Genomic DNA, 20,554 nt, shown 5'->3' with positions numbered 1-20,554 from the left:
GCGGAAGAGATTATCAATTGATACGGATTCCGCGGGCCTGCTCAAGATAGCAAGCCGGAGAATCAAACGCGCCCATCCTATATCCAGCCTATACCAGCCGCTTTCGAGCGGCTTTTTCGTTCCCGGACTGCCAGACTCAGTTATCCGGATTTCCGGATAACTCAAGCGCGCTTACGGCAATACCGAAGTTTTATCAACCCGCTCATACCCGGGCGGCCCGCTCACTGGGTTAAGCAGTAGGAGAAAACGGCGATGGAAGTAGATCAGCTTACGGATGAACAAATTGCAAATCTGACGCCGGAACAGATCGAGATGCTGGAGAGCGACCCGGACCGTCTCTCAGAAATTCTGGACAATCAGAAGGAGGAGGAAAAAACCAGGGCAAAAGACGAGCCCGGACAGGAGGAGAAGCGGGACGCGCTCAATGACTCGACCAGTGGCGTGCTGTCCGCCGTGGGGGAGGATATGCCGGTCGTTCTGAACAAGAGCGGCAAAGGCGTGATCCCTTATGAGAAGCACAAGGAACTGCGGGTGGAGAACTCGGCGCTACGCGAACAGTTACAGGCCGCACGGCTGGAAAGCAATAAAGCGGCTGAAAAACTGGAGGCGCTTCTGCAGCAAAAGGAGAACGCAACCGGTGCCGGCATCACCTTGGCCGATAAAGCCATCGACGCGCACCTGGAGCGTATCAAGGAAGACATGCCCGAGCTGTACCAGGTGGTTAGCGCTGTTCTTGAAGGAAGCCGCAGGCAAGGCGAAAAGCTTGAAAAAACACTTGCGGAACTGAAACGCGAAAAGGAGGAATCCGATCGTACGAGACAGCTCCGCATTGAAGAGCAGGTAGCCGAGGCCAAGGACAATAACTCTGATCTGGTGTACTGGGAAAGCAACGATCCGCAAGCGTGGGATGAAGCCATCAAACAGGATGAGATTCTGAGAACGAGCGGCAAGTGGGCTGCAAAACCTTATTCCGAAAGATTTGAGGAAGTTGTCCGGCGTGTCAGGGCGATTATGCCAGAAGCTTCATTACCAAAGAAACAAACCGATCCCGAGCAAACAAAAGCCGAAGCAAAAGCAAAGCTTGAGCGCGCGCCGGCCAGGAAACCCACAACCCTATCGGATATTCAAGGAGGCGCAAACCCCGCTTCCGAGCGTGAGCAACTCGAGAACCTGAGTCCGCATGAACTGGCCAGGCAATTGATGAAGATGCCCTCGCAACAGGCGGCAGCCTTGAGATCCGAACTTGACTAAGGATATATGAAATGGCTGAAACTAATGTAGCAAGCGGCAGCTCGATTGCGGTGAAACATTATAGCGCCGCACTTTTTGCCAATACCCTGAAGGGCGCATCGGCGATGGAGAATCTGGCTGGGCCGGTGGAACCATCCGCCGCGATGGAGAAGATCGCCGGGCAGACGCAACCGGGCATGCCGATCGTCAGGATCGACAATCTGATGAAAAATGCCGGTGATATCGTTACGCTCGATCTGGTCGATACCGTCAGCGGAGAACCGTTGATGGGAGATATCAATCGCGAAGGCAAGGGCGACACGCTGTCATTTTCTTCGATGGAAATCAAGATCGATCTGGCGAGCAAGGTGATCGATGCGGGCGGCAGCATGTCGCAGCAACGCACCAAGCATAACCTGCGTGAGATCGCGCTGGCGCAGCTATCCGGTTATTTCCCGCGCTTCGATACGCAGGAATCGCTGGTGCATCTGGCGGGCTCGCGCGGGTCGCAGATCGGCACGGATTGGGCGATACCGCTCCAGAGCAGCGCCAATTTCGCTTCGGTTATGGTAAACCCGGTCAAGGCACCGACCTATAACCGGCATTTCGTGGTGAACGGCGCCAATCTCACCGCCGGTGGGCAGCAATTGGGGTCCATCGTTTCCACCGATCAATTCAAATTGATGCATCTGGACAATCTGCGCAAGCGGTTGGACGACATGGACCAGCCCTTGCAGTCAGTAAAGCTTGCCGGCGACCGGGCTGCACAGACGTCGAAAATGTGGGTATTTCTCGCCACGCCGAACCAGTATTCGATATTGCTGGCCGAAGGCTCTCTGCGGGCATTCCAGCAGAATGCCGTGAATCGCGCCGCCTATCTGGATACCCGCCATCCGTTGTTTGCCGGTGAGGCCGGCATGTGGAACGGTATTCTGGTAATAAAAAACGAGCGGGCCATTCGTTTTCTGCCCGGCGAAAACACAAAAGTCGTCACCGCCGCCAATGCGGCGACCGCAGCCGAAACCGACCAGGCCATCAACGCCTCGCTGAGCGCCGGTTATGCCGTCGAGCGCGGCCTTTTGCTGGGTGCGCAAGCACTTGGGGTGGCTTACGGCAAAACAGGGGTCAGCGGCATGCAGTTCGGCTGGAAGGAACACTGGTACAACTTTGAGAGCAATCTGGAGGTCATGGGTGAGCGGGTATGCGGCAAGGGCAAAGTACGCCTGTCGATCAATGATGGTACCGGCACGAAGGTACCGACCGACTTCGGCGTAATTGCGGTCGATTCCGTCGTTTCTCTTTAATCCCGCAGCTTTTTAATCCAGGACAGATAAACGGAGTCTTTTCAACGCTCCGCTGCCTTCACGTCCATTCATTCTCAAGGAGTTTTTTACCATGGCTACTTTCAATGCACCGGATTTGTATAGCAAATCGCGTCACATGGGGGGATATGGCAATACGACCGTCGTTTATGGCTCGGTGACACCGACCGCTGGCGCCGTGGGTGACATCTACCGTTCCGTCATCATTCCAGCCGGCACGGATGTGACTGACGTTGACATCGTCAATGATGATCTCGATACGAATGTTTCCCCAACTATCGCCTGCAAGGTAGGCTATGCGCCGCTCAATGCGGCGGATGGACCTGCAGCCGTCGATGACTATTTTGCCGCGGCAGGAAAAACCTTTCTCAATACAGCCGGGCGTACTTCATTGGCATTTCAGCCAGTCAAGTTCGAGAAACCGGTATTTCTAACCATCACGCTTTCGGCGGCAGCGGCAACATTCGCAGCCGGCAAGGTAACCGCAATCGTCAAGGGTGATGCGGCAGGAATCAAGTAAGTCGGATCATCGCAAACAATACCAGGTGGCGTCTATGCAAAAGCAGAAAAGAGGCTGCCTGGTACGTCTAAGGAGGCGAAATGCCACTGGTAAGGTATATCGGAACGGTTCGTAAGGTGGATTCCATACCCGGGTCGCTGATGAGCTGGGAACCGGGCCAAACGCGGAATATGACCCTTGGAGACGCGGAAAGACTGCTGGCATATCCGGACTCCTGGGTAGTGGCGGCCTCTGACGTATGGCTAACCAAGGATTCATTCGGCGACATCGGTGGATTGGTGGGAAACGCCGGCGATACCTACCCGATAATCTCGCGCTCGATCGAAGTATTGTCCAGTACGGCGGTTGCGGCACCATGCACTTCAGCCGGTATCAATGAGGTACTCGCATCATTTCCCATTCCAGCCAGAACGCTGGGGGTTAACAGTATCCTGCAGATTGAACCGCTATGGACATTCACCAGCAGCGCGAACAACAAGTTTTTGAGAATTGCCATAGCTGGGACCGTGCTGTTTAACGTGACGCGCACAACCGCCATGGCGGAGGCCCCGTTGTGGGTAATGATAAACCGGAATTCCCTGAATTCGCAGATTCTTCCGTACTCTGCAAATTCTGGTTATTTCGCTGCCGGAGCAGGTTTTCCAGCAGTTGCAACAATCGATTTCTCCCTGACCAACACTGTCGAACTCATCGGGCAGAGGGCGAGTAGCGGGGATAGTTTGGTGTTGGAGTACTACCGGGCTCTGCATTTCCTGGGAGACTGAGCAGGTTAGCCGTCTATATGCAATTCAGTTAAGGACGGCAGCTTATTATTCGTTGTTAAATTCTTTTATAGGAATAAAAATTATGGCCACATATTACGTAGATCCGACTGCTCCATGCAATGGCACGGGTGTTTTCGCCCTACCTTTCAATAGCTGGAGCAGTGCCTGGAACGCGGCAGGTGCGGGTAGCAGCGATGTGCTTTTACAAAAACAGGGCACGACTTTTACCGGCACCGTCGGATGCAGTAAAAATGGCGCAAACGCCGACGCTCCAATTGTTGTTGGCGTTTATAACGCCATTACCGGAGAACGTGTCGTGGGGGTAAGAGGGGCAGCGAAGATCAATGGCAATGGCGGTAGCATCGGCATCAGCCTGCAAAATTGCTACAACATACTGATAGATGGCTTCGAGATTTACAATTGTCAGAACTATGGGGTTTACGAAGGACATCCCACGGGAACCCTGGATCAAAAGGCCGACTATGTGACCGCTATCCAGTTCAGGAATTTATATGTGCATCATATATTTGCATATGATCTGGCCGCAATCTGGATCCAGGGTTCAGGCGTTAAATACAACAATATTCTGATCGAGGATTGTGCCGGTGATGGCATATGCCATGCCGGCAGCGCCATCGGCGAAGACATCACTATCCGGAGGATCAACGATACCGCAGGAGGTCTGGGTGATTGCATATCGCATCAATATTGCAGATCCAATTCCGTATGGCGCAGATGTTCGCTTGATCATTCCAATAATACCCAGAAGCAGCCCATGGTGCTCGGAACTGGCGTTCTGATTACTGCGAGCGACATTGTTGTTGAAGACTGCGAATTTATTGGCAGTGCGGAAGGGGCTGGGCTGGTATCGGTAAATTTTGTAACCGGGGTTACGATCCGCAGGAATAAATTCACCGGGAACAAGGGGGTCTATGTTCTGGGAGTCACCAGTTCTGCCGATATCGACAGCAATATCATTATCGGACAGGGTGGAAATACCATTGGCATTGGTTGCACATTAGGGGCAACGGTCAATGCACGGCATAACACTATTATCGGCCATCAAAGGGGCATAGAGCTTACCGGGACTAACAACATGGCGAAAAATAACATCGTCTACTCTACCGGTCCTTCGCCGATTATCGCGTATACCAAAGCAAATAATTATACCAATGTCGAGGGCGACCCCGCGCTCAATCTGTTCTACCGCCCGCAAACGCCCGCAGTGAAAGGGGCCGGTGTTTATCTTGGAGGAAAGGACTATTACGGTGGTGACTTTAGCAATCCCCCCAATATCGGAGCGGTGGATGAGCTATCGTTTGCCACGAAGTAATTGAACCCGCAATGGGGATAATCGGCTCCTCCCGGGGAATCCAACAATGACTGTCATATGATTTTTACGGGGAGTTCTTGCAAGATTTTGCTGGAACTCCTCCGTTTGCTCGATTTCTCGGGAAATCGGGTCAAGAAATCGAGGTCACTGGCGGTGTATTTCCTCAATTACAGAACCATACTGAATAATGGCTACATACTGTGTAGATCCCACAGCATCAACGAATGGTACGGGCAGCCTTGCCTCTCCGTTCAATACCTGGAGCAGCGCGTGGGCCGCTGCAGGCGCAGGCAGCAGCGATGTTCTTTTGCAAAAACAGGGTACTACTTTTACCGGGACCATCGGATGCAGCAGGAATGGCGCAAGCGCTACGGCGCCGATAATAATGGGCGTTTACCGTGCCCAGACAGGTGAGCGCATCACCGGCATTCAGGGTGCGGCAAGGGTCAATGGCAATGGGAATAGCATAGGCATTAACATGCAGGATCGCTATAACGTTCTGATGGATGGCTTCGAGGTTTACAACTGCCAGAATTATGGAATTTATGAGGGGCACTCCACCGGAACCGTCGATCAGAAAGCGGATTTTGTAACTGCTGTCCAGTTAAAGAATCTGTATATTCATCATATTTATGCGTATGACCTGGCTGCAATCTGGATTCAAGGGTCAGGCGTGAGATATAACAATATTCTGATTGAGGATTGCGCTGGCGATGGGATATGCCATGCCGGCAGTGTAACAGGCGAAGATATCGTAGTCAGAAGAATCAATAATACCAATGGAGGTCTGGGCGATTGCATCGCGCATCATTATTGCAGGTCTAATTCCCGCTGGCGCAGATGCCTGCTCGATCATTCAAATAATTCCCAGAAGCAGCCCATGGTGCTCGGAACAGGTGTTCTGATTCCTGCGAGCGATATTGTTGTCGAAGATTGCGAATTGATCGGCAATGCGGAAGGGGCGGGAGCGTTATCGGTGAATTTTGTGACTGGCGTCAAGATCCGCAGGAATAAGCTCATCGGGGATAAAGGCATCTATATCCTGGGTGCTACAAGTACCGCGGATATCGACAGCAATATTGTGATGGGGCAGGGTGGCAATACGATAGGGATAGGCTGCACATCGGGTGCGACGGTTAATGCAAGGCAGAATACGATCATGGCGCATCAGAGAGCCATAGAGCTTCTCGGTACCAAAAATGTGGCAATGAACAATCTCATACAGTCCGCTGGTTCCACCCCTGTCCTCGCGTATGCCAAAGCAACAAATTACACCCATCTTGACGGCAATGCGAAAGTCGACGCGCATTATCGACCGCAGACCGTAACCGTCAAAAGGACGGGAACTTATGTGGGAGGAAAGGATTTTTACGGAAAGCAGTTTTATAATCCGCCCAATATTGGCGCGGTGGATGATTTGTCGGTCACCAGGAAGTATCTGGCAATCACACAACGCTGAAAAGCGACCTTAATAGCAAACAGCAGTAATGAGGCGATCTTTAGATCGCTTTTTTTATGGAGCCTGATATGCCTCAAGTGAAATACGTAGGCGCCTGCGTTAAAAAAGACAGCATCAATAACGTTGGTTTGCACTGGGAACCGGGACAAGTCAGAAACGTAACCGCCGAGGTCGCCGAAAGGCTTTTAGCGTTTTCCGATACCTGGGCGCGGGAAAAGGAAGAGGCACCATGCGCGCTTAAAGTAGACGAACCAATCGGACTGGCGCCGGAGGAGAAATCGGTTGAAGAGCCGCTGCCGGTGGTTGATTTCCATGCCATGGACAAAAAAGCCATGGTCGAGTACGCCGCGCGTAATTACAACGAACGATTGGACAAACGCCAGAATGAAGGCGTTATCCGGCACAAGCTCATCGACCTGTTTGCCAGGCACCATCAGGTTGAATGGGGTGAATGATGGCCTTTACCTATCAGTCCGCCGTCGATCTCGCGCGAATTCCGCTCAACGATGCGGGTAAGGACCGGTATCCGGATGCCGCTTTATTATCGTTTGCCAATCACGGAATGCTGCAAATCTTCATGCGGCGCCCGGATCTGTTCGCAGGTCGATTTGACAACCCGCCCCACGGCGAACACTTGCTCACCGATGTATTCCCGCTCTCCGGCGAGTACGTGCAAATCCTGGCGGATTATGTCACGGCAAGAGCTGAGATGACTGACGATGAATACATTAACGCCGGGCGTGCGGCCATGTTCATGCAGCTCTTTGCCTCAGGGGCGGCAATATGAAGCCATGGAGTGATTTTTATGACCTGGTCATGCCGGGTCTGCCGGGTTGCCCGTTCGTGATGGTTGATAACGCCCTGCGTCAATCAGCCATGGTGTTTTGCGAACAATCGCTGGCCTGGCGGTTTAATCATCCCGATATCCCGGTAATAGCCGGAACAGCGGAGTACGCCTTCCTTCCACCGGCGGGCGCCGCCGTGCATTGCGTTACCCATGCGGTACTGAATGGAGAGGAAATCGAGACCCATGCGGGAGAATCCGGCATAACCGTCTGGAACTGGCGCAATCAGTCAGGTACGCCGCTCTATGTTCTGGGCGGTGCAACGGCGGCCACACTGGTGCCGATCCCCGATACGGCCGGAATCCTGACTATGGTGGTAGCCCTCAAACCATCCGCAAGCAGCACGGGAATCGACGATGCGTTATTCAATGAATTCCGGGAATCCATTATTCATGGCGCCTTGGCGCAGCTTATGCTTTCGCCTGAAAAGCCCTATACCAATGCGCAACTCGCCACCCACCACCAGCGGCAATTCGGCATCAGCACGGCGGCGGCGGGCATGCGCGTGGCCAGAAGCTACACGCGTGCTCCGCTGCGAACCACGATCATGGCCAGAAGATAAGTAAAACGGGGGATGGGAATGGGACTCAAGTTTTCAAATTTCGGCAAGGCGAAAGTCGGTTCCGCCCCAGATGGAACGGCAGGCTTGAACTTCACGGTGGAGGCGGGTAAAGGTATTTTCTTTCCGGTACTCGGTGCGGGCGATTATTTCTATGGAACCTTCAAGGATGCTTCCGGTAACCGGGAAATCGTGAAAATCGACATCCGCAGCATTGACAGCTTCACCATCGCCGCAGGCGGACGCGGACTGGACGGCACCACGGCCAGAACCTGGGCGGCAGGCGATTATTTTGTAGCGGGCATCACCCGCGCGGCGCTGGAAGAGTCATTATCCAATACCAACCTCATCGCCCTGGGCGGGCTTGCGTCATCCGCCGATACTCTGCCGTACTTTTCCGGTGCGGGCGCCGCCGCGCTGACCAGCCTGAGCGAGTTTGCCAGAACCTTGCTGGATGATACGGATGCGGTGGCGGCGCGTACGACGCTGGGGGCTGCCGCGGCTACGCTGATTCCATCCGGCACTGTCATGGCATTTTTTCAGGCTGCGGCACCCGTCGGCTGGACGCAGGTAACCACGCACCACAACAAGGCAATGCGGATCGTCGGCGGGACAGGGGGCGGATCGGGCGGATCGGTGGCGTTTACCAGCGCTTTCGCCTTGCAGCCGGTTACCGGTTCGAATAGTGCAACGACACTGACGGCGGCCCAAATACCCTGGCATACGCATGGACTGCCTGTGTATAACACTGCTGGCGCAGGGGCGAACCCTAGTGGGGGTAGCGGGGGGTCCGTACAGGGAACCCCATCGACAGATGGAGGTACCGGTGGCGGTGGTTCCCATAATCATGCATTCACGGGTACCGCCATTAACCTTGCTGTGCAATATATCGACATGATCCTAGCGAGCAAGAATTAATGGAGACCCGGATTGCCGATTGTCCGCTTGGGGCAAAGTGCGAGGAGATCAAGATCGAGGCGGGAAAACCCATGCTTTACCGCTGCCCCTGGTATGTGCAGGTACGCGGGGTCGATATGAATACCGGCGAGGAAACCGGCAACTGGGGCTGCGCCATTGCCTGGATGCCCGCGTTGATGATCAATACGGCCAACGAATCACGCAAGGGGGCGGCGGCCACCGAGTCATTCCGCAATGAAATGGTGAAGCGGAGCGCGCAGTCGCAACAGATGCAGGAGGCATTATTCGTGGCAACACAACAAAAGCTATTGCAAGGGGAGGGCAAGACATGCGAATAACGATCATTCGGGACGATGGCGTGGTCGGGGTGGATGGGTTGTTCCGGCAGGTCGATCTGTCCGCATTGCCGCCGGAAATTCGTGCGATACAGTGGAATGGAGAGAGCGGGCATATCGAGTACGACAATGCGGCAAACGCCTCTCTGGAAGCCATTACAGCTTTCCAGTGGATAGTTGATCGCTGGGCAGCAGCATCGCAGCCGTCTGTGCCGTCCACTACCCATCGCGGCAGAGATTAAAGACGCTTTTTAAACGATGTTCAACAAGGCCGCATATGCGGCCTTTTTTATTGGAGGTTCATGATGACCCAGTTCCAGCGCAAGCGTATCAAGGAAGAAATCGAGAAGCAAAATGCGGCGGTTGATGCGGGCGCGGACAGATTTCTCGACAAGCTGCGGGCTTCGAAGTGGACGGGCGCGATCCTGCTCGCCGTCGCTGCGGTAATAGTGATCGTAGTCTTGTGGGATCTGTTCTGACATGGCAAGCCAGGATCCTGACAGCGATCACAAACCCGAGCGGCGGCGCGGCCCATCCACCTCCACGCTATCCTTCGGCGGGATTATCGCAATAGCCAGTCTGCTTGCGTCCGGTGTGGCGACTTACAACGCGGTGCAGAATGATATCGCCAGTTTGAAACGCGGAGAACTGTATCAGGAGAGAACCAATGAGCGCCTCAGTGACGAGATCAAATCCGTGAGAGTCGAGCAGCGGGAAACGATGAAGGAGTTTAACGAAAAGCTCGATAGAATCATCGAGCAGTGGCCTCGCGGGAGAAAACAATGAGGTACCTCGTCGCTGTCCTGTTTCTGGCGTCCTGCACCATATTCACGCCTGCACCCATAGATGATCATGCTGTTGAACAGTCCACTCCCCCGGTGGCAAATCCCGTGAAAACCCCCGAGGCAAATCCCGAAGCATCGGAAAGCCGGGCCGAGGGGCGCAAGCTGAAACCCAGGCCGGTGGCGCCATCCACATCCGACGTCTCGCCCTGCGCGAATCTCGATGCCGGCGATTTGAAGGCGACCATAAAGGCGAAACTTGACTGCCTCCAGGAGAATGCCAAATGATTAATCCGTCTCCCACGCAGGTTCGTTCCACGATTGCGGTCATGGTACTGGCGGCGTCGACCCTCGTCGGGATCGCCTTGCATGAAGACTACAAGGACGAGGCCTATATCCCCGCACCCGGCGATGTGCCCACTATCGGCTTTGGAACGACCGCCGGTGTCAGGATGGGTGACAGAACCACGCCCACACGCTCGCTGGTGCGATTGCTCGACGAAGTCGAGGGCGTCTACGCAGCCGGGGTGAAAAAGTGCGTGACCGCGCCGCTGTATCAGCATGAGTATGAGGCGTATGTGTCGCTCGCCTATAACATCGGCGTCGGCACATTCTGCAAGAAGGCAAAGCCGGGGAAGCCGCCCAATCTGATTGATCTGATCAACGCCGGGAACTATGCGGAAGCCTGCAAGCGCATCGAGGCGTTCAAATACGGACCAGGCAGGAAAGTATTGCCGGGCCTGGTAAAAAGACGAGCGGAGGAACGAGCCATATGCGAGGGGAAAAAATCGCTCCAATCATTGGGTGGCATGAATTCCGAATCCAGTGGCTGACCGCTCATTTGAGCGGATTGCACTCCGCTGCGTCCAGTTGCCGGATTTAGGATAATGACCGCATTCAGAATCGCCGGGTTTTCCGGGCTTGTGCCAAGGCTGGCAAAGCAGTTGCTTGCGCCGAATCAGGCGCAGGTTGCGACGAACTGCAACCTGACATCCGGCGACCTGCGCCCAGGGAATGGCCCGCTGCATGTATTCTCGCCCGTCATCGGTAATGACATAAAGTCCATGTTTCGCATGGAGAAGGATGGTAACGAAAAATGGCTGGCATGGGATAAGGATGTGGATGTGGCGCGTTCCCCTGTTGCCGGCAATACCGCCAGACGGTTCTATTACACCGGCGACGGCGAGCCGCGTGCATCGGATTACGACATGGCGACCGTGGGTGCCGGGCCTTATCCGTCCGGTTGCTATGTGCTGGGGGTGACGCCCCCGGTTACCGCGGCGGCCGTGACACCTTCCGGCGGTGCGGGGGCCAGTGTTACCCGCTCCTACGTTTATACTTTCGTTACGCAATGGGGAGAAGAGTCTGCGCCATCTCCCCCTTCGATTGTCACAACCGGAAAGGTTGACGCTACCTGGGCGCTGACCGCCATGGATGCCGCGCCGCCGAATTCCGGTGCGGTATCAGCCGCGGTGAAGGATACGCCGTCGGCCGGATATGCCCAGGTGACGCTTGATTCAGTTTTTGGATTGCGCGCTGGTGAAACCGTCACGTTTGCGGCTGTGACCGGCATGACGGACCTCAACGCCACATTCATCCTCGTGAGCGTGGACCCCGCAACACGCAAGGTAGCCGTATCGCTCTCGACCACTCAAACTTTTATTGCAGGCGGCACCTGGGCACGCATGGCGCCACACAATACCATCGGGATGAACAAGCGGATTTACCGCACGCTGACGACCCCGGCGGGCACCGAGTACCACTACATTGCCACCCTCACTGCCATAACCTCGACATACAACGATACGACCTCCGATACCAATGCCGCACTGGGAGAAGTGCTTCCCTCCGCGTCCTGGGCCATGCCGCCAGCCGGCATGAAGGGCATTGTCATTCTGGCAAACGGGATTGCAGCCGGCTTCACCGGAAACGAGGTGCATTTTTCGGAACCGTTCAAGCCTTACGCATGGCCGGCCGCCTATCGTCAAACCTACGATCAGGACATCATTGCAATAGGGATCGCCGGCACGACCCTGGTAGGCATGACCCGGGGCAACCCTTTCACCATCACCGGCGTTGAGCCTATGACCATGGGCGGCGGTATGGAAAAGCTGGGCGTGGCGTGGCCGTGCATGGCAAAGCGCGGCATGGCGAGTTTCGCGTTCGGCGTAGGATACCCGGCGCCGCAAGGGCTGGTGATCGCCGGAATGAATACGGACATCGTTACCAAGGACCTGTTCACGCAGAAAGAGTGGGCTGAGCTCAACCCCGAAACATTCATTGCCGCATCCGCCGATAACCGGTATTACGCTGGCTACACCGCTGACGACAGCTCGCTCATGTTCGTGATTGATAAGGCCGAGAACGCGTCATTCGTCAAGGTGAACCAGAAAATAACTGCCATATGGGCAGATCCATGGACCGGCAAACTCTACGTGGCGGCGGATAAAAAGATATACCGATGGGAAGGGGATGCGGGCACCAAGCTTGGCTATGAATGGAAGAGCAAGAGGTTTATCAGCCAGCCGCCGCTGAACTACGGCGCGGCCAAGGTCGATGCGGATTTCGAGATGACGGAGGAGGAATCCGGCTCCGCCAGCGCATCATATGCCGCCGCGATTGCCGCAAACCAGGCGCTTGTTGCCGCCGGCATAATGAATGACGGAATTGCCGATCCTTACCTGGGCGAATACGAGATTGACGGTGATGAAATGCAGGCGATTCCGCCCCTCTCCATTGACTCGCTGCAATTCCAGTTGTGGGCGGATGGCGTGCTGAAGTTTACCAGGCAGGTCGAGAACTGCCGTGCTTTCCGGCTCCCGGGCGGCTACAAGTCCGATAACGTGGAGATTGCATTATCCGGTAATGTGAAAGTGACGGGAGTGGTACTCGCTGAGAGCATGGATGGGCTGAAGCAGGCTTGACCGAAATTTCCACGAAAACATGCGTATTGATAAATTTGCTATTCCTTTTCGTTGTTGAAGCAAGCCTGCTGCCGGGCACAAGAAACAAATGAACCGGATGCTTAACCAAACCGCTCGTTCGAGCGGTTTTTTATTGGGGGATTCAAATGGCTAAATGGGCACATTCCGATGTTCTTGACGGCGGGTTGAACGCAATCAGGAACAATGCTATCCGCATGATCCTGATCAAGGCCTATACGGCGGGAGACAGTTACGCCACGGTCGTCGCAAATGCGGTTTGTACGGTCACGATGGCTTCCGGCGACTATACGTTGTCAGGCTCGGCCAATAACCCGCGCGTCTGCACGACGGGCGCGAAGAGCGGCACGGCATCCGCAAACTCGGGCGCAACACCGGACCTGCACATTGCCTTCACCGATAACGTGAGCAAGGTGCTCTGGGTGACGGATGAAACCAGCGATCAGGTGGTGACCAGCGGCAACACGGTCAACTTTCCGGCACTCACTTACACCAGCAATCAGCCGACATAGCCATGCAGACCATAGCTAGCCGGGTCATCCCGTCATCGGTACAGGTTGATGATGGTCGCACACGAGCTCGTGAGCGCCATACCGGTTACCCGGGGGTTGCGCATGGGCACGAGCATCTCGCCGCTATCGGGCTGGATACGGATGGAGTGCCTGCCGCTCGCCCTGCGATGACAGGTGTCGCATGACAGACCGTTACGTCAGGTCTGCCGATGGCAGTGATGGGGATAGCGGCGCAACATGGCCGTTAGCCAAAGCGACACTCGCCGGGGTTGCGGCTGTGGATACCGCTGGAGACAGGATATTTCTGTCTCAGGCGCATGCCGAAGCCCCGGCCACCGCGCAGACAATCACGCTTGCAGGAACGATCTCCAATCCGGTACAGGTGCTGTGCGGCAACGATGCGGCAGAGCCGCCTGCTTCGCTAGCCGCTACCGCAACACTATCCACTACGGGTGCAAGTGACATAAATATTAGTGGACATGCCCGTTTTTACGGGATTGTCTTCACGGCGGGAAACGGCGCCAGCAGCGCCATTTTCCGTCTTGGCAATGCAGGAGGGGATTCTCAATTTTACGAAAATTGCAGTTTCCGGCTCGGGGGTTCGTCCAGCGGCAATCGTATATATGCCGTAAACGCTTCGGGTTCCACCATTGCTACTGTGAGGTGGAAAGACTGCACAGTTAAATTCGCACATGCGAGTCAAGCAATATCCGTCAATGGCGGATTCTTTGAGTGGGACGGCGGAAGCATCGTTGCCGGAGGCACGGATATAACGTCGTTGTTTACGAACGCGGTCGCGAGTGCCGCCACCGCGATTGTGAAGAATGTTGATCTGTCCGGCCTTTCCTCTACTGCGAATCTGTGCCTGATAGCGAATGGTCTGGATATCATCTTTATCAACTGCAAGCTACCCGCTTCGTGGTCCGGCCTGCTCGCAACAGGTACCAGAGTGGCAACGTTCAGAGCGGCAATGTACAACTGCGATGCAACCGATACGAATTACCGGATATGGATATCAGACTTCGCCGGAGATTTGATTCAGGAAACGATGATAGTCAGGTCTGGCGGCGCGAGCGATGGCACGACCTCGCTGTCGTGGAAGCTGACGAGTACGGCAAATTGCAATTTTTTATCGGGCCGGTTTTGCACGCCGGAGATTGTGCGTTGGAACGATACTGTCGGAAGTCCACTAACCGCAACGGTTGAGATTGTCCATGACGGCACGGCCGCGCTGAATGACGATGAGGTGTGGCTGGAAGTCCAGTACTTGGGAACCTCGGGATTCCCGCTGGGTTCAATAATCAGCGACTCAAAATCGGATGTTCTGGCCTCGGCGGCTGCGCAGTCGTCAAGTTCGGTCACATGGACAACGGCCGGCCTGGCAAACCCGAACAAACAGAAACTATCGGTGACATTCACCCCGCAAGAGAAAGGTTACCTTCATGCGCACGTGTGCATGGGCAAGGCAAGCTATACGGTATACGCCGATCCGCTCTTAACGGTCGCATAGATGACCCAACGGCAGATACCGGGCGGGCCTTTCGTTAACGAAACCGGCACGCGGCAAGCACAGATACCCGGTGGCGCATTCGTTAATGAAACGGTGTCCACCGGACACAGCCTATCCGGTGCGAACTCCGCCCAGGCTAACACCAGCGGCACGGCGGGGATAACCCAGGCGCATGCGTTTGCCGCAGCGGGTTCGATCCAGGTAAATGCCGGCAGCACCGGCGCTATCACACTGAGCGCAGTCAATGATCTCGTTGCCGCCAACGCCGCTCAGGCCGATGTCAGCAGCGTGGCAGCCATAGATCAGCCCCATGTGCTGGCTGTTTCTGCATCGATGCAGGTCAATCCATCAACCGCTGTCGCTGTTACGCAAATCCATGTACTGACCGGAGCGGCATCCGCGCAGGCCAATCCGGGCGAGGCTGGCGCAATGAGCCTCAGCAGCGGGAATCTGGCGGCCGCGCCATCGATGCAGGTGAATCCTGGCGGAACGGGTGTAATCGCTCAAATCGGAACGGTTTTAGAACCCGGTCTCATGACCGGCATGGACAGAATCATCCGTGTCAAGAAGCCGGGCATACCTGCCGGAACGCCGGAATGGCTCAAGACCCTTTTGGAAATTGTCATCGGACGGCGGGGTAACGCGATCGAGGTGCCTGAATTTCAAACATTAACCTTCTCGGCAGCCCCGACCCAGGCGGAATGTGAGGCGCTTTACGCTTACACCAATGATATACGTGCATCGGTTGAAAATATTCTTGCGAGACTGGATAGCTAATGACCATGACCAATCATCAATTGCTTGCACTCCTTAAGGATAACCTGGGCCTGCCTCTCACGCCCGAACTGGCGGCCGACATCTGTCTCGCCGCAGACCATCTTGCCACCTTGGTACCTGCAGAAGATATTCAACAGATCGAACCGGCACGGCACGGAGGCCTTGTTTTTTCTGTTGAGCGCATTGAAGGCATTACCGATGAAATCGAACCCCTGCACCGGGCGCATTGGGCTGAAACCGAAGAATACCGGCATGAGCTGCCCTTCAACCCGGATTACGACACATTCATCCGCTACGAGCGTGCGGGGCGCTACGTGCTTTTCACGCTGAGAAGCGAAATGCGATTATTGGGTAACTGCGCCCTGTACCTGGACAAAAGCGCACATACGCAAACACTCATCGCCACGGAAGACACGCTTTATCTGTTACCGGAGGCACGCAAGGGCCGGGTTGCAAACTGTTTTGTGGCGTATGTCGAGAATGCAATGCGGTTGCTGGGAGTCAGCGAAATCAATATTTCCGTGAAGACGGTGAACAAGGCGGAAAGGTTCTTCCGGCTTCTGGGCTACCGTCATGTGGAAAATGGTTTAACCAAAATACTGGAGGTCGAAAAGTGTAGCGCAAAACTGCCGGAACCCGGTCCCCTTACCGGCCAGGCCGCCATGCGCAACGCGGCACTCGTCAGGGAAATGGCCGGGGTCGCGCGCGATCAGCGGGCCTCGGAGAAAAATCGCGCCCCGCTGGTAGCGCGCTGGTCGAGGATGCCAGCGGATTCGACTCCGCCGAACGCAAGGAAAGAAGGGCCGGAGAAGCGGCGGCGGATGTCTCGCGTGGTTCTCATGGCGCGCTGGAGTCGAACCAGCGGGCACTAGGGCGGTTGGGCGTCAACCCGAACTCGGCAGATTCCAGGCATGGAGACGGGTATCAGCCTGGGCCTGCCAAGTACCGCCGGCGCAGCGAACAAGGCGCGGCGTGATACGGAATTTTTGCTGGGAATCAGCGAAATCAATATTTCGGTGAAGACAGTGGACAAGGCTGGAAGATTCTTCCGGCTTCCGGGTACTGTCATGTCGAGAATGGTTTAACCAAAATACTGGAGGTCGAAAATGTGTAGCGCAAAACCGCCGAAACCCGATCCGCTTATCGGCCAGGCCGCCATGTCCAACGCGGAACTCGCCAGGGAAATGGCCGGGGTCGCGCGCGATCAGCTGGCCTGGGAGAAAAATCGCGCCGCAAGGCAGGATCCCCTGATGGAAAAAATCGTCGACCAGCAGATTGCCCTGGGCGATGCCAATGCCGGCCGTGCCGAATCGCAGTGGCAAATCTATCGCGATCTTTTCGCCCCGCTGGAAGCGCGCATGGTCGGGGATGCCAGCGAATTCGACTCCCCCGGCCGCCAGGAAAGAATGGCCGGGGAAGCGGCGGCGGATGTCTCGCGCGGCTATCAGGGAGCGCTGGAGTCGAACCAGCGGGCGCTGGAGCGATTGGGCGTCAACCCGAACTCGGGCAGATTCCAGGCATTGACGCAGGATATCAACCTCGGGCTGGCCAGGGATACTGCCGGCGCAATGAATAAGGCGCGGCGAGATACGGAATTGCAGGGCATGGCAATGCGCGAAGGGGCGGCGAAATTCGGGCGCAACATGCCGAACACGGGGCTTGCCGCCGATGCCGCAGCGCTTAATGCCGCCAACTCCGCCACCGGCAATATCGCGACGGGCGCGGAACTGCACAACGCGGGGATGAATGCCGCGCAAAACTGGTTTGGCGGTGCAACCAGCGCAAATGCGTCCGCCGGCAATCTGGGGCTGGGGCAATACCAGGGGCAACTCGATGCGTGGCGGCAAGCGAACCAGAATTCAGCGTTGGGGGCTGCGGGGCTCGGGAGCCTGCTTGGCCAGCTCGGTTCGGCCGCTATCACAAAGAAGCTGTGAAAAAGCGGTGTAATGCGGACTACCATTCGTACATGCCACTGGCGGATCCATGCAAAATCCGGCTCATGGACACCAAGGGGCTGATGCCCGCCCGGCCCGTTAATGGGCCTTTTCACGCCCCACTCCTTTTCATTAAGATGAGAACATGCTGGAGATTATCATTGACAGCCGTTAGATGTACATATACTGTACATGTACAGGATAAGCTTATTCAAGACTAAAGGAGTTTTCATGGCAACAGCGATTGAAAGAATTGTGGTGCAAGCCACGCCCCAGGAAAAAGAAATGATCATGCTTAAGGCCAAGAAACTGGGGCTTCCTGTCGCGGAATTGATGCGTCGCGGTGCCACGGCATATGAATCCGCCGCGGCGGATGAAGAATTAGGTATCCTTGCCGATAAGGCCAAGGCCGCCGCGGACCGGGCATCCGAGTCAATCGACGAAGTGCTGGCGTTCGTGGAAGCCAGCAACAAGCGGATAGCTGCAATGGAAGCCGAGGCATCCGGAAATATGGGCAAGGCTATCTGATGGGCGTGACGGATCGCGTATGGGGTGCCCTGACCTCGATGATAAAGCTGGAGGACAGGGTCGTTCGCCAAAGCGAGGTAATCAAAACCCAGCAGGACAAGATTGAAAATCTGACAGAGCGCGTGATCAAACTCGAAACAACACTGGAACTGCTCATGCGGGCAAGCGAATTCAAGCGGCTCAAATAATTTGTGATGGAGCGCCAGTCTGAAACAGTGCGATAGCGAATGAAGGGAACCATGAACGGAGGAACACATGTTTAACTTTGGTGCATTTGCGGGTGGGCTGGCGGAGGGCGCACGTAGCGGCCAGAATATGGCGCTCAGGCAGAAACAGGCGGCGCGAATAGCAAGAGCGGATGAGCGCGAAGCGGAAATTCACGGCGCAAGAATGGATAAGGCTGCTTATCATAAGGGCACGCGCGACCGGCTAAGAGCAGCCAATGATGAAATAGCCGCGGGTTGGGAGGAAACGATGCAGCAGCCATCCGCCATACTTAAACCGGGTCTGCCAAGCTCCGGCCCGGATGCGCTTCTCGAGGCAAACCCCATTTCCCGGCAATCCACCGGGGGAGATTCAGTGAGCGGGCTTCAATCGGAGATTCCCGCGGCCCCGGCGGATCATGGTGCGGGCCTGATGAGCCTGCACAAGGAATCCGCTGGTCAAAAGAACCGTCCCGGTGCACCGGCGTCGGCCGACGAGATGATCGCCCGACGCATGCTGACCGGCAATCTCCTGGATGACCCGGATGAACTGACGCGAATGGCAGGCATCTACAAAAAACATGGCCTCTTGGCGGAAATGGCGCCATGGATGAACAAAGCCTGGGAAGCAAAGAAAAAGCGCATTCCCGATGCCTTGAGCTTGCTACTAAGCGGTGATGCCAAAGGCGCCAGGGCAATTCTGAAGAAGGGGGGCATAAATCTCGCGGATGATCCAATACCAGCGAATCCGGATGATCCGCAAAGCAGCTGGAAATTCAGGTTCGAGGATGGCGCTGCACAGGATGTCAACTTGAAGGAATTGGCGATCCGGTTTTTTCCTTCTTCCATGCTTTCCCGATAGATCGGGGTGGGCGGGGCATTTCAGGATGGACTACTGGAAAATCGTTCCTTGTCTCAAAATACATAGCCTTGTCCGCATGCCTGAGAAGTTGTTGCGCTTCGTCCCGATGATCAGGGTAGAGGGCTATGCCGATGCTTGGCAGTATGCACAGGCTGCAGCTCTCTATTTTTATGGGGTGGCTGATAGCACTGCGGATTTTTTTACCACATTCGAGGCGTATTCAGGCGACTGCTGAAATCCGCAAAGGGGCCGCTACGGCGCCCCGGCGTCAATATGAAGTTCATAATCGCCACGCGACCCTTTTTTCCGCCAGGTAGTCCACAGAATTCCTGTAAAACCTTGTGAGTAAGTTGGGTAAATTACGGGCACGTTAACCCTTTTTTACCTGATTACGATAGAGGCATGAAAATGCATCGTGCCATGTAAATATGGCGCTGATGATCTGCCCTGAAAAACACAATCGTGCGCCACGCTTCTTATTTCTTGCAACAGCGCCAGATTACTCACTGCATTTGAACGATCAGTCACTTTTAGTCTGTATTTAGTGGTTATAATAGCTACTATGTCTATAAGAGCTATTTTTGGGAGGGCTCACCATGAAAGCCATAGCCGCTAAAGATGCAAAAAATAATTTTGGGGAAATGCTGGATACTGTGCAACGAGAACCTCTTTCTATTGAAAAACATGGCCGGGCGGTTGCCGTAGTCATGTCAGCGCAAGCGTACCGGCAAATGAAGCTCGAAAGGTTACGGGCAAAGCTCGCCATAGGCGAGGGGCAATTGGATAGAGGGGAAGGGGTGGACGGCGAAATATTTTTTGCCGAGCTGTTAAATGAAGCATGAAACGCTATATCCTCTCACCAGAAGCAAAAACGGATATTATCAATATACGCAAATATACAACCCGGCAATGGGGCAAAGCCCAGACAGATAAATATAGTTCGCACCTTCGGGAACGGATGCGATGTCTGGCAGACAATCCAATGTTTGGAAAGTCAAGAGATGAAGTAAAGGAAGGTTACCGCAGTTTCAATGAAGGCAGCCACATAATCTTTTACCGGGTGGCGGGAAGTGTAATCGAGATTATCGGTATCCTGCACCAGAACATGGATATTGAACAGAATTTAAGCAGTGAAAATCTCATTTTTCCGGATATTACGCTTGATGGGCTCGAAGATGACTGAAAACGACGGGCAGTATCTAAAGTTTAGTATGGGCTA

The 20,554-nt window shown here is 55.1% G+C and carries 30 protein-coding genes; 29 read left to right on the top strand and 1 reads right to left on the bottom strand.

Annotation, left to right across the window (positions count from 1 at the left end):
- Positions 1 to 252 precede the first annotated feature (252 nt).
- From BLR00_RS10210 to BLR00_RS10095, 27 genes are all read left to right on the top strand, one after another.
- Positions 253 to 1,251 (top strand): hypothetical protein, encoded by a 999-nt coding sequence (locus tag BLR00_RS10210; protein WP_074632247.1) that lies wholly within the window; start codon positions 253 to 255, stop codon positions 1,249 to 1,251.
- 11 nt (positions 1,252 to 1,262) lie between these two features.
- Positions 1,263 to 2,534, top strand: a complete 1,272-nt coding sequence (locus BLR00_RS10205) for a phage capsid family protein (RefSeq protein ID WP_074632246.1) — start codon at positions 1,263 to 1,265, stop codon at positions 2,532 to 2,534.
- A gap of 91 nt (positions 2,535 to 2,625) precedes the next feature.
- Positions 2,626 to 3,072, top strand: a complete 447-nt coding sequence (locus BLR00_RS10200) for a hypothetical protein (RefSeq protein ID WP_074632245.1) — start codon at positions 2,626 to 2,628, stop codon at positions 3,070 to 3,072.
- 80 nt (positions 3,073 to 3,152) lie between these two features.
- Positions 3,153 to 3,836: a hypothetical protein gene (locus BLR00_RS10195; RefSeq protein WP_256324110.1), complete on the top strand. Its 684-nt coding sequence runs from the start codon at positions 3,153 to 3,155 to the stop codon at positions 3,834 to 3,836.
- Between the two features lie 82 nt (positions 3,837 to 3,918).
- Positions 3,919 to 5,169 (top strand): right-handed parallel beta-helix repeat-containing protein, encoded by a 1,251-nt coding sequence (locus tag BLR00_RS10190; RefSeq protein WP_074632244.1) that lies wholly within the window; start codon positions 3,919 to 3,921, stop codon positions 5,167 to 5,169.
- A gap of 187 nt (positions 5,170 to 5,356) precedes the next feature.
- Positions 5,357 to 6,628 carry a hypothetical protein gene (locus tag BLR00_RS10185; protein ID WP_256324109.1) on the top strand — a complete coding sequence of 424 codons (1,272 nt, stop codon included), beginning with the start codon at positions 5,357 to 5,359 and terminating at the stop codon, positions 6,626 to 6,628.
- Between the two features lie 68 nt (positions 6,629 to 6,696).
- Positions 6,697 to 7,083, top strand: coding sequence for a hypothetical protein (locus BLR00_RS10180; RefSeq protein ID WP_254773281.1), 387 nt, complete (start codon positions 6,697 to 6,699; stop codon positions 7,081 to 7,083).
- Complete coding sequence (locus tag BLR00_RS10175; protein ID WP_256324108.1) at positions 7,080 to 7,415, top strand: hypothetical protein; 336 nt, start codon at positions 7,080 to 7,082, stop codon at positions 7,413 to 7,415. Before BLR00_RS10180 ends, BLR00_RS10175 begins: the two co-directional genes overlap by 4 nt.
- On the top strand, positions 7,412 to 8,035 hold the full coding sequence (locus BLR00_RS10170; RefSeq protein ID WP_074632242.1) for a phage adaptor protein: 624 nt from the start codon (positions 7,412 to 7,414) through the stop codon (positions 8,033 to 8,035). The genes BLR00_RS10175 and BLR00_RS10170 overlap by 4 nt, the downstream gene beginning before the upstream one ends.
- An 18-nt stretch (positions 8,036 to 8,053) precedes the next feature.
- Positions 8,054 to 8,950, top strand: a complete 897-nt coding sequence (locus BLR00_RS10165; protein ID WP_074632241.1) for a hypothetical protein — start codon at positions 8,054 to 8,056, stop codon at positions 8,948 to 8,950.
- Positions 8,950 to 9,288 (top strand): hypothetical protein, encoded by a 339-nt coding sequence (locus tag BLR00_RS10160; protein WP_107797585.1) that lies wholly within the window; start codon positions 8,950 to 8,952, stop codon positions 9,286 to 9,288. Before BLR00_RS10165 ends, BLR00_RS10160 begins: the two co-directional genes overlap by 1 nt.
- Positions 9,279 to 9,527: a hypothetical protein gene (locus tag BLR00_RS10155; RefSeq protein ID WP_074632240.1), complete on the top strand. Its 249-nt coding sequence runs from the start codon at positions 9,279 to 9,281 to the stop codon at positions 9,525 to 9,527. The genes BLR00_RS10160 and BLR00_RS10155 overlap by 10 nt, the downstream gene beginning before the upstream one ends.
- A gap of 60 nt (positions 9,528 to 9,587) precedes the next feature.
- Positions 9,588 to 9,764: a hypothetical protein gene (locus BLR00_RS16690; RefSeq protein ID WP_176759966.1), complete on the top strand. Its 177-nt coding sequence runs from the start codon at positions 9,588 to 9,590 to the stop codon at positions 9,762 to 9,764.
- Between the two features lies 1 nt (position 9,765).
- Positions 9,766 to 10,071 carry a hypothetical protein gene (locus BLR00_RS10150; protein ID WP_074632239.1) on the top strand — a complete coding sequence of 102 codons (306 nt, stop codon included), beginning with the start codon at positions 9,766 to 9,768 and terminating at the stop codon, positions 10,069 to 10,071.
- Positions 10,068 to 10,355: a hypothetical protein gene (locus BLR00_RS10145; protein WP_074632238.1), complete on the top strand. Its 288-nt coding sequence runs from the start codon at positions 10,068 to 10,070 to the stop codon at positions 10,353 to 10,355. Before BLR00_RS10150 ends, BLR00_RS10145 begins: the two co-directional genes overlap by 4 nt.
- Positions 10,352 to 10,900, top strand: coding sequence for a lysozyme (locus BLR00_RS10140; RefSeq protein ID WP_074632237.1), 549 nt, complete (start codon positions 10,352 to 10,354; stop codon positions 10,898 to 10,900). The genes BLR00_RS10145 and BLR00_RS10140 overlap by 4 nt, the downstream gene beginning before the upstream one ends.
- Before the next feature lie 54 nt (positions 10,901 to 10,954).
- The gene (locus BLR00_RS10135) at positions 10,955 to 12,991 is read left to right on the top strand and encodes a hypothetical protein (protein WP_074632236.1); all 2,037 of its coding nucleotides are present in this window, start codon (positions 10,955 to 10,957) and stop codon (positions 12,989 to 12,991) included.
- Between the two features lie 146 nt (positions 12,992 to 13,137).
- The gene (locus BLR00_RS10130; protein ID WP_074632235.1) at positions 13,138 to 13,521 is read left to right on the top strand and encodes a hypothetical protein; all 384 of its coding nucleotides are present in this window, start codon (positions 13,138 to 13,140) and stop codon (positions 13,519 to 13,521) included.
- A gap of 2 nt (positions 13,522 to 13,523) precedes the next feature.
- Positions 13,524 to 13,706 (top strand): hypothetical protein, encoded by a 183-nt coding sequence (locus BLR00_RS16370; RefSeq protein ID WP_143007644.1) that lies wholly within the window; start codon positions 13,524 to 13,526, stop codon positions 13,704 to 13,706.
- A complete protein-coding gene (locus BLR00_RS10125) occupies positions 13,703 to 15,031 on the top strand; it encodes a hypothetical protein (protein ID WP_074632234.1) in 1,329 nt (442 codons plus the stop codon). The genes BLR00_RS16370 and BLR00_RS10125 overlap by 4 nt, the downstream gene beginning before the upstream one ends.
- A complete protein-coding gene (locus BLR00_RS10120) occupies positions 15,032 to 15,808 on the top strand; it encodes a hypothetical protein (protein ID WP_074632233.1) in 777 nt (258 codons plus the stop codon).
- Positions 15,808 to 16,680 (top strand): hypothetical protein, encoded by an 873-nt coding sequence (locus BLR00_RS10115; RefSeq protein WP_074632232.1) that lies wholly within the window; start codon positions 15,808 to 15,810, stop codon positions 16,678 to 16,680. The genes BLR00_RS10120 and BLR00_RS10115 overlap by 1 nt, the downstream gene beginning before the upstream one ends.
- A 39-nt stretch (positions 16,681 to 16,719) precedes the next feature.
- Positions 16,720 to 16,893: a hypothetical protein gene (locus BLR00_RS16685; RefSeq protein WP_176759965.1), complete on the top strand. Its 174-nt coding sequence runs from the start codon at positions 16,720 to 16,722 to the stop codon at positions 16,891 to 16,893.
- A gap of 21 nt (positions 16,894 to 16,914) precedes the next feature.
- Complete coding sequence (locus BLR00_RS10110; protein WP_074632231.1) at positions 16,915 to 17,742, top strand: hypothetical protein; 828 nt, start codon at positions 16,915 to 16,917, stop codon at positions 17,740 to 17,742.
- Between the two features lie 231 nt (positions 17,743 to 17,973).
- Entirely contained in the window at positions 17,974 to 18,270 is a 297-nt protein-coding gene (locus BLR00_RS10105; protein WP_074632230.1) for a hypothetical protein, read from the top strand.
- Positions 18,270 to 18,458, top strand: coding sequence for a hypothetical protein (locus BLR00_RS10100; RefSeq protein ID WP_074632229.1), 189 nt, complete (start codon positions 18,270 to 18,272; stop codon positions 18,456 to 18,458). Before BLR00_RS10105 ends, BLR00_RS10100 begins: the two co-directional genes overlap by 1 nt.
- 67 nt (positions 18,459 to 18,525) lie before the next feature.
- Complete coding sequence (locus BLR00_RS10095; RefSeq protein WP_074632228.1) at positions 18,526 to 19,335, top strand: hypothetical protein; 810 nt, start codon at positions 18,526 to 18,528, stop codon at positions 19,333 to 19,335.
- Here BLR00_RS10095 and BLR00_RS16365 read toward each other — a convergent pair.
- Complete coding sequence (locus tag BLR00_RS16365; protein WP_371130401.1) at positions 19,280 to 19,477, bottom strand: hypothetical protein; 198 nt, start codon at positions 19,475 to 19,477, stop codon at positions 19,280 to 19,282. The two genes, BLR00_RS10095 and BLR00_RS16365, sit on opposite strands and share 56 nt — an antisense overlap.
- 454 nt (positions 19,478 to 19,931) lie before the next feature.
- Here BLR00_RS16365 and BLR00_RS10085 point away from each other — a divergent pair, with 454 nt between their 5' ends.
- Both BLR00_RS10085 and BLR00_RS10080 read left to right on the top strand, forming a co-directional pair.
- On the top strand, positions 19,932 to 20,177 hold the full coding sequence (locus tag BLR00_RS10085) for a type II toxin-antitoxin system Phd/YefM family antitoxin (protein WP_074632227.1): 246 nt from the start codon (positions 19,932 to 19,934) through the stop codon (positions 20,175 to 20,177).
- Positions 20,174 to 20,518 carry a type II toxin-antitoxin system RelE/ParE family toxin gene (locus tag BLR00_RS10080; protein WP_074632226.1) on the top strand — a complete coding sequence of 115 codons (345 nt, stop codon included), beginning with the start codon at positions 20,174 to 20,176 and terminating at the stop codon, positions 20,516 to 20,518. Before BLR00_RS10085 ends, BLR00_RS10080 begins: the two co-directional genes overlap by 4 nt.
- The last annotated feature ends 36 nt before the right edge of the window (positions 20,519 to 20,554 follow it).

The sequence above is a fragment of the Nitrosospira multiformis genome (assembly GCF_900103165.1).
Taxonomy (GTDB): Bacteria; Pseudomonadota; Gammaproteobacteria; order Burkholderiales; family Nitrosomonadaceae; genus Nitrosospira; species Nitrosospira multiformis_D.
Note: the sequence above shows the minus strand (reverse complement) of the source record. Positions and strands in the feature narration are given on the sequence as shown.

Coding starts and splice junctions, on each gene's coding strand:
- BLR00_RS10210 (WP_074632247.1), top strand. CDS start 253: ATGGAAGTAGATCAGCTTACGGATGAACAAATTGCAAATCTGACGCCG.
- BLR00_RS10205 (WP_074632246.1), top strand. CDS start 1,263: ATGGCTGAAACTAATGTAGCAAGCGGCAGCTCGATTGCGGTGAAACAT.
- BLR00_RS10200 (WP_074632245.1), top strand. CDS start 2,626: ATGGCTACTTTCAATGCACCGGATTTGTATAGCAAATCGCGTCACATG.
- BLR00_RS10195 (WP_256324110.1), top strand. CDS start 3,153: ATGCCACTGGTAAGGTATATCGGAACGGTTCGTAAGGTGGATTCCATA.
- BLR00_RS10190 (WP_074632244.1), top strand. CDS start 3,919: ATGGCCACATATTACGTAGATCCGACTGCTCCATGCAATGGCACGGGT.
- BLR00_RS10185 (WP_256324109.1), top strand. CDS start 5,357: ATGGCTACATACTGTGTAGATCCCACAGCATCAACGAATGGTACGGGC.
- BLR00_RS10180 (WP_254773281.1), top strand. CDS start 6,697: ATGCCTCAAGTGAAATACGTAGGCGCCTGCGTTAAAAAAGACAGCATC.
- BLR00_RS10175 (WP_256324108.1), top strand. CDS start 7,080: ATGATGGCCTTTACCTATCAGTCCGCCGTCGATCTCGCGCGAATTCCG.
- BLR00_RS10170 (WP_074632242.1), top strand. CDS start 7,412: ATGAAGCCATGGAGTGATTTTTATGACCTGGTCATGCCGGGTCTGCCG.
- BLR00_RS10165 (WP_074632241.1), top strand. CDS start 8,054: ATGGGACTCAAGTTTTCAAATTTCGGCAAGGCGAAAGTCGGTTCCGCC.
- BLR00_RS10160 (WP_107797585.1), top strand. CDS start 8,950: ATGGAGACCCGGATTGCCGATTGTCCGCTTGGGGCAAAGTGCGAGGAG.
- BLR00_RS10155 (WP_074632240.1), top strand. CDS start 9,279: ATGCGAATAACGATCATTCGGGACGATGGCGTGGTCGGGGTGGATGGG.
- BLR00_RS16690 (WP_176759966.1), top strand. CDS start 9,588: ATGATGACCCAGTTCCAGCGCAAGCGTATCAAGGAAGAAATCGAGAAG.
- BLR00_RS10150 (WP_074632239.1), top strand. CDS start 9,766: ATGGCAAGCCAGGATCCTGACAGCGATCACAAACCCGAGCGGCGGCGC.
- BLR00_RS10145 (WP_074632238.1), top strand. CDS start 10,068: ATGAGGTACCTCGTCGCTGTCCTGTTTCTGGCGTCCTGCACCATATTC.
- BLR00_RS10140 (WP_074632237.1), top strand. CDS start 10,352: ATGATTAATCCGTCTCCCACGCAGGTTCGTTCCACGATTGCGGTCATG.
- BLR00_RS10135 (WP_074632236.1), top strand. CDS start 10,955: ATGACCGCATTCAGAATCGCCGGGTTTTCCGGGCTTGTGCCAAGGCTG.
- BLR00_RS10130 (WP_074632235.1), top strand. CDS start 13,138: ATGGCTAAATGGGCACATTCCGATGTTCTTGACGGCGGGTTGAACGCA.
- BLR00_RS16370 (WP_143007644.1), top strand. CDS start 13,524: ATGCAGACCATAGCTAGCCGGGTCATCCCGTCATCGGTACAGGTTGAT.
- BLR00_RS10125 (WP_074632234.1), top strand. CDS start 13,703: ATGACAGACCGTTACGTCAGGTCTGCCGATGGCAGTGATGGGGATAGC.
- BLR00_RS10120 (WP_074632233.1), top strand. CDS start 15,032: ATGACCCAACGGCAGATACCGGGCGGGCCTTTCGTTAACGAAACCGGC.
- BLR00_RS10115 (WP_074632232.1), top strand. CDS start 15,808: ATGACCATGACCAATCATCAATTGCTTGCACTCCTTAAGGATAACCTG.
- BLR00_RS16685 (WP_176759965.1), top strand. CDS start 16,720: ATGGAGACGGGTATCAGCCTGGGCCTGCCAAGTACCGCCGGCGCAGCG.
- BLR00_RS10110 (WP_074632231.1), top strand. CDS start 16,915: ATGTGTAGCGCAAAACCGCCGAAACCCGATCCGCTTATCGGCCAGGCC.
- BLR00_RS10105 (WP_074632230.1), top strand. CDS start 17,974: ATGGCAACAGCGATTGAAAGAATTGTGGTGCAAGCCACGCCCCAGGAA.
- BLR00_RS10100 (WP_074632229.1), top strand. CDS start 18,270: ATGGGCGTGACGGATCGCGTATGGGGTGCCCTGACCTCGATGATAAAG.
- BLR00_RS10095 (WP_074632228.1), top strand. CDS start 18,526: ATGTTTAACTTTGGTGCATTTGCGGGTGGGCTGGCGGAGGGCGCACGT.
- BLR00_RS10085 (WP_074632227.1), top strand. CDS start 19,932: ATGAAAGCCATAGCCGCTAAAGATGCAAAAAATAATTTTGGGGAAATG.
- BLR00_RS10080 (WP_074632226.1), top strand. CDS start 20,174: ATGAAACGCTATATCCTCTCACCAGAAGCAAAAACGGATATTATCAAT.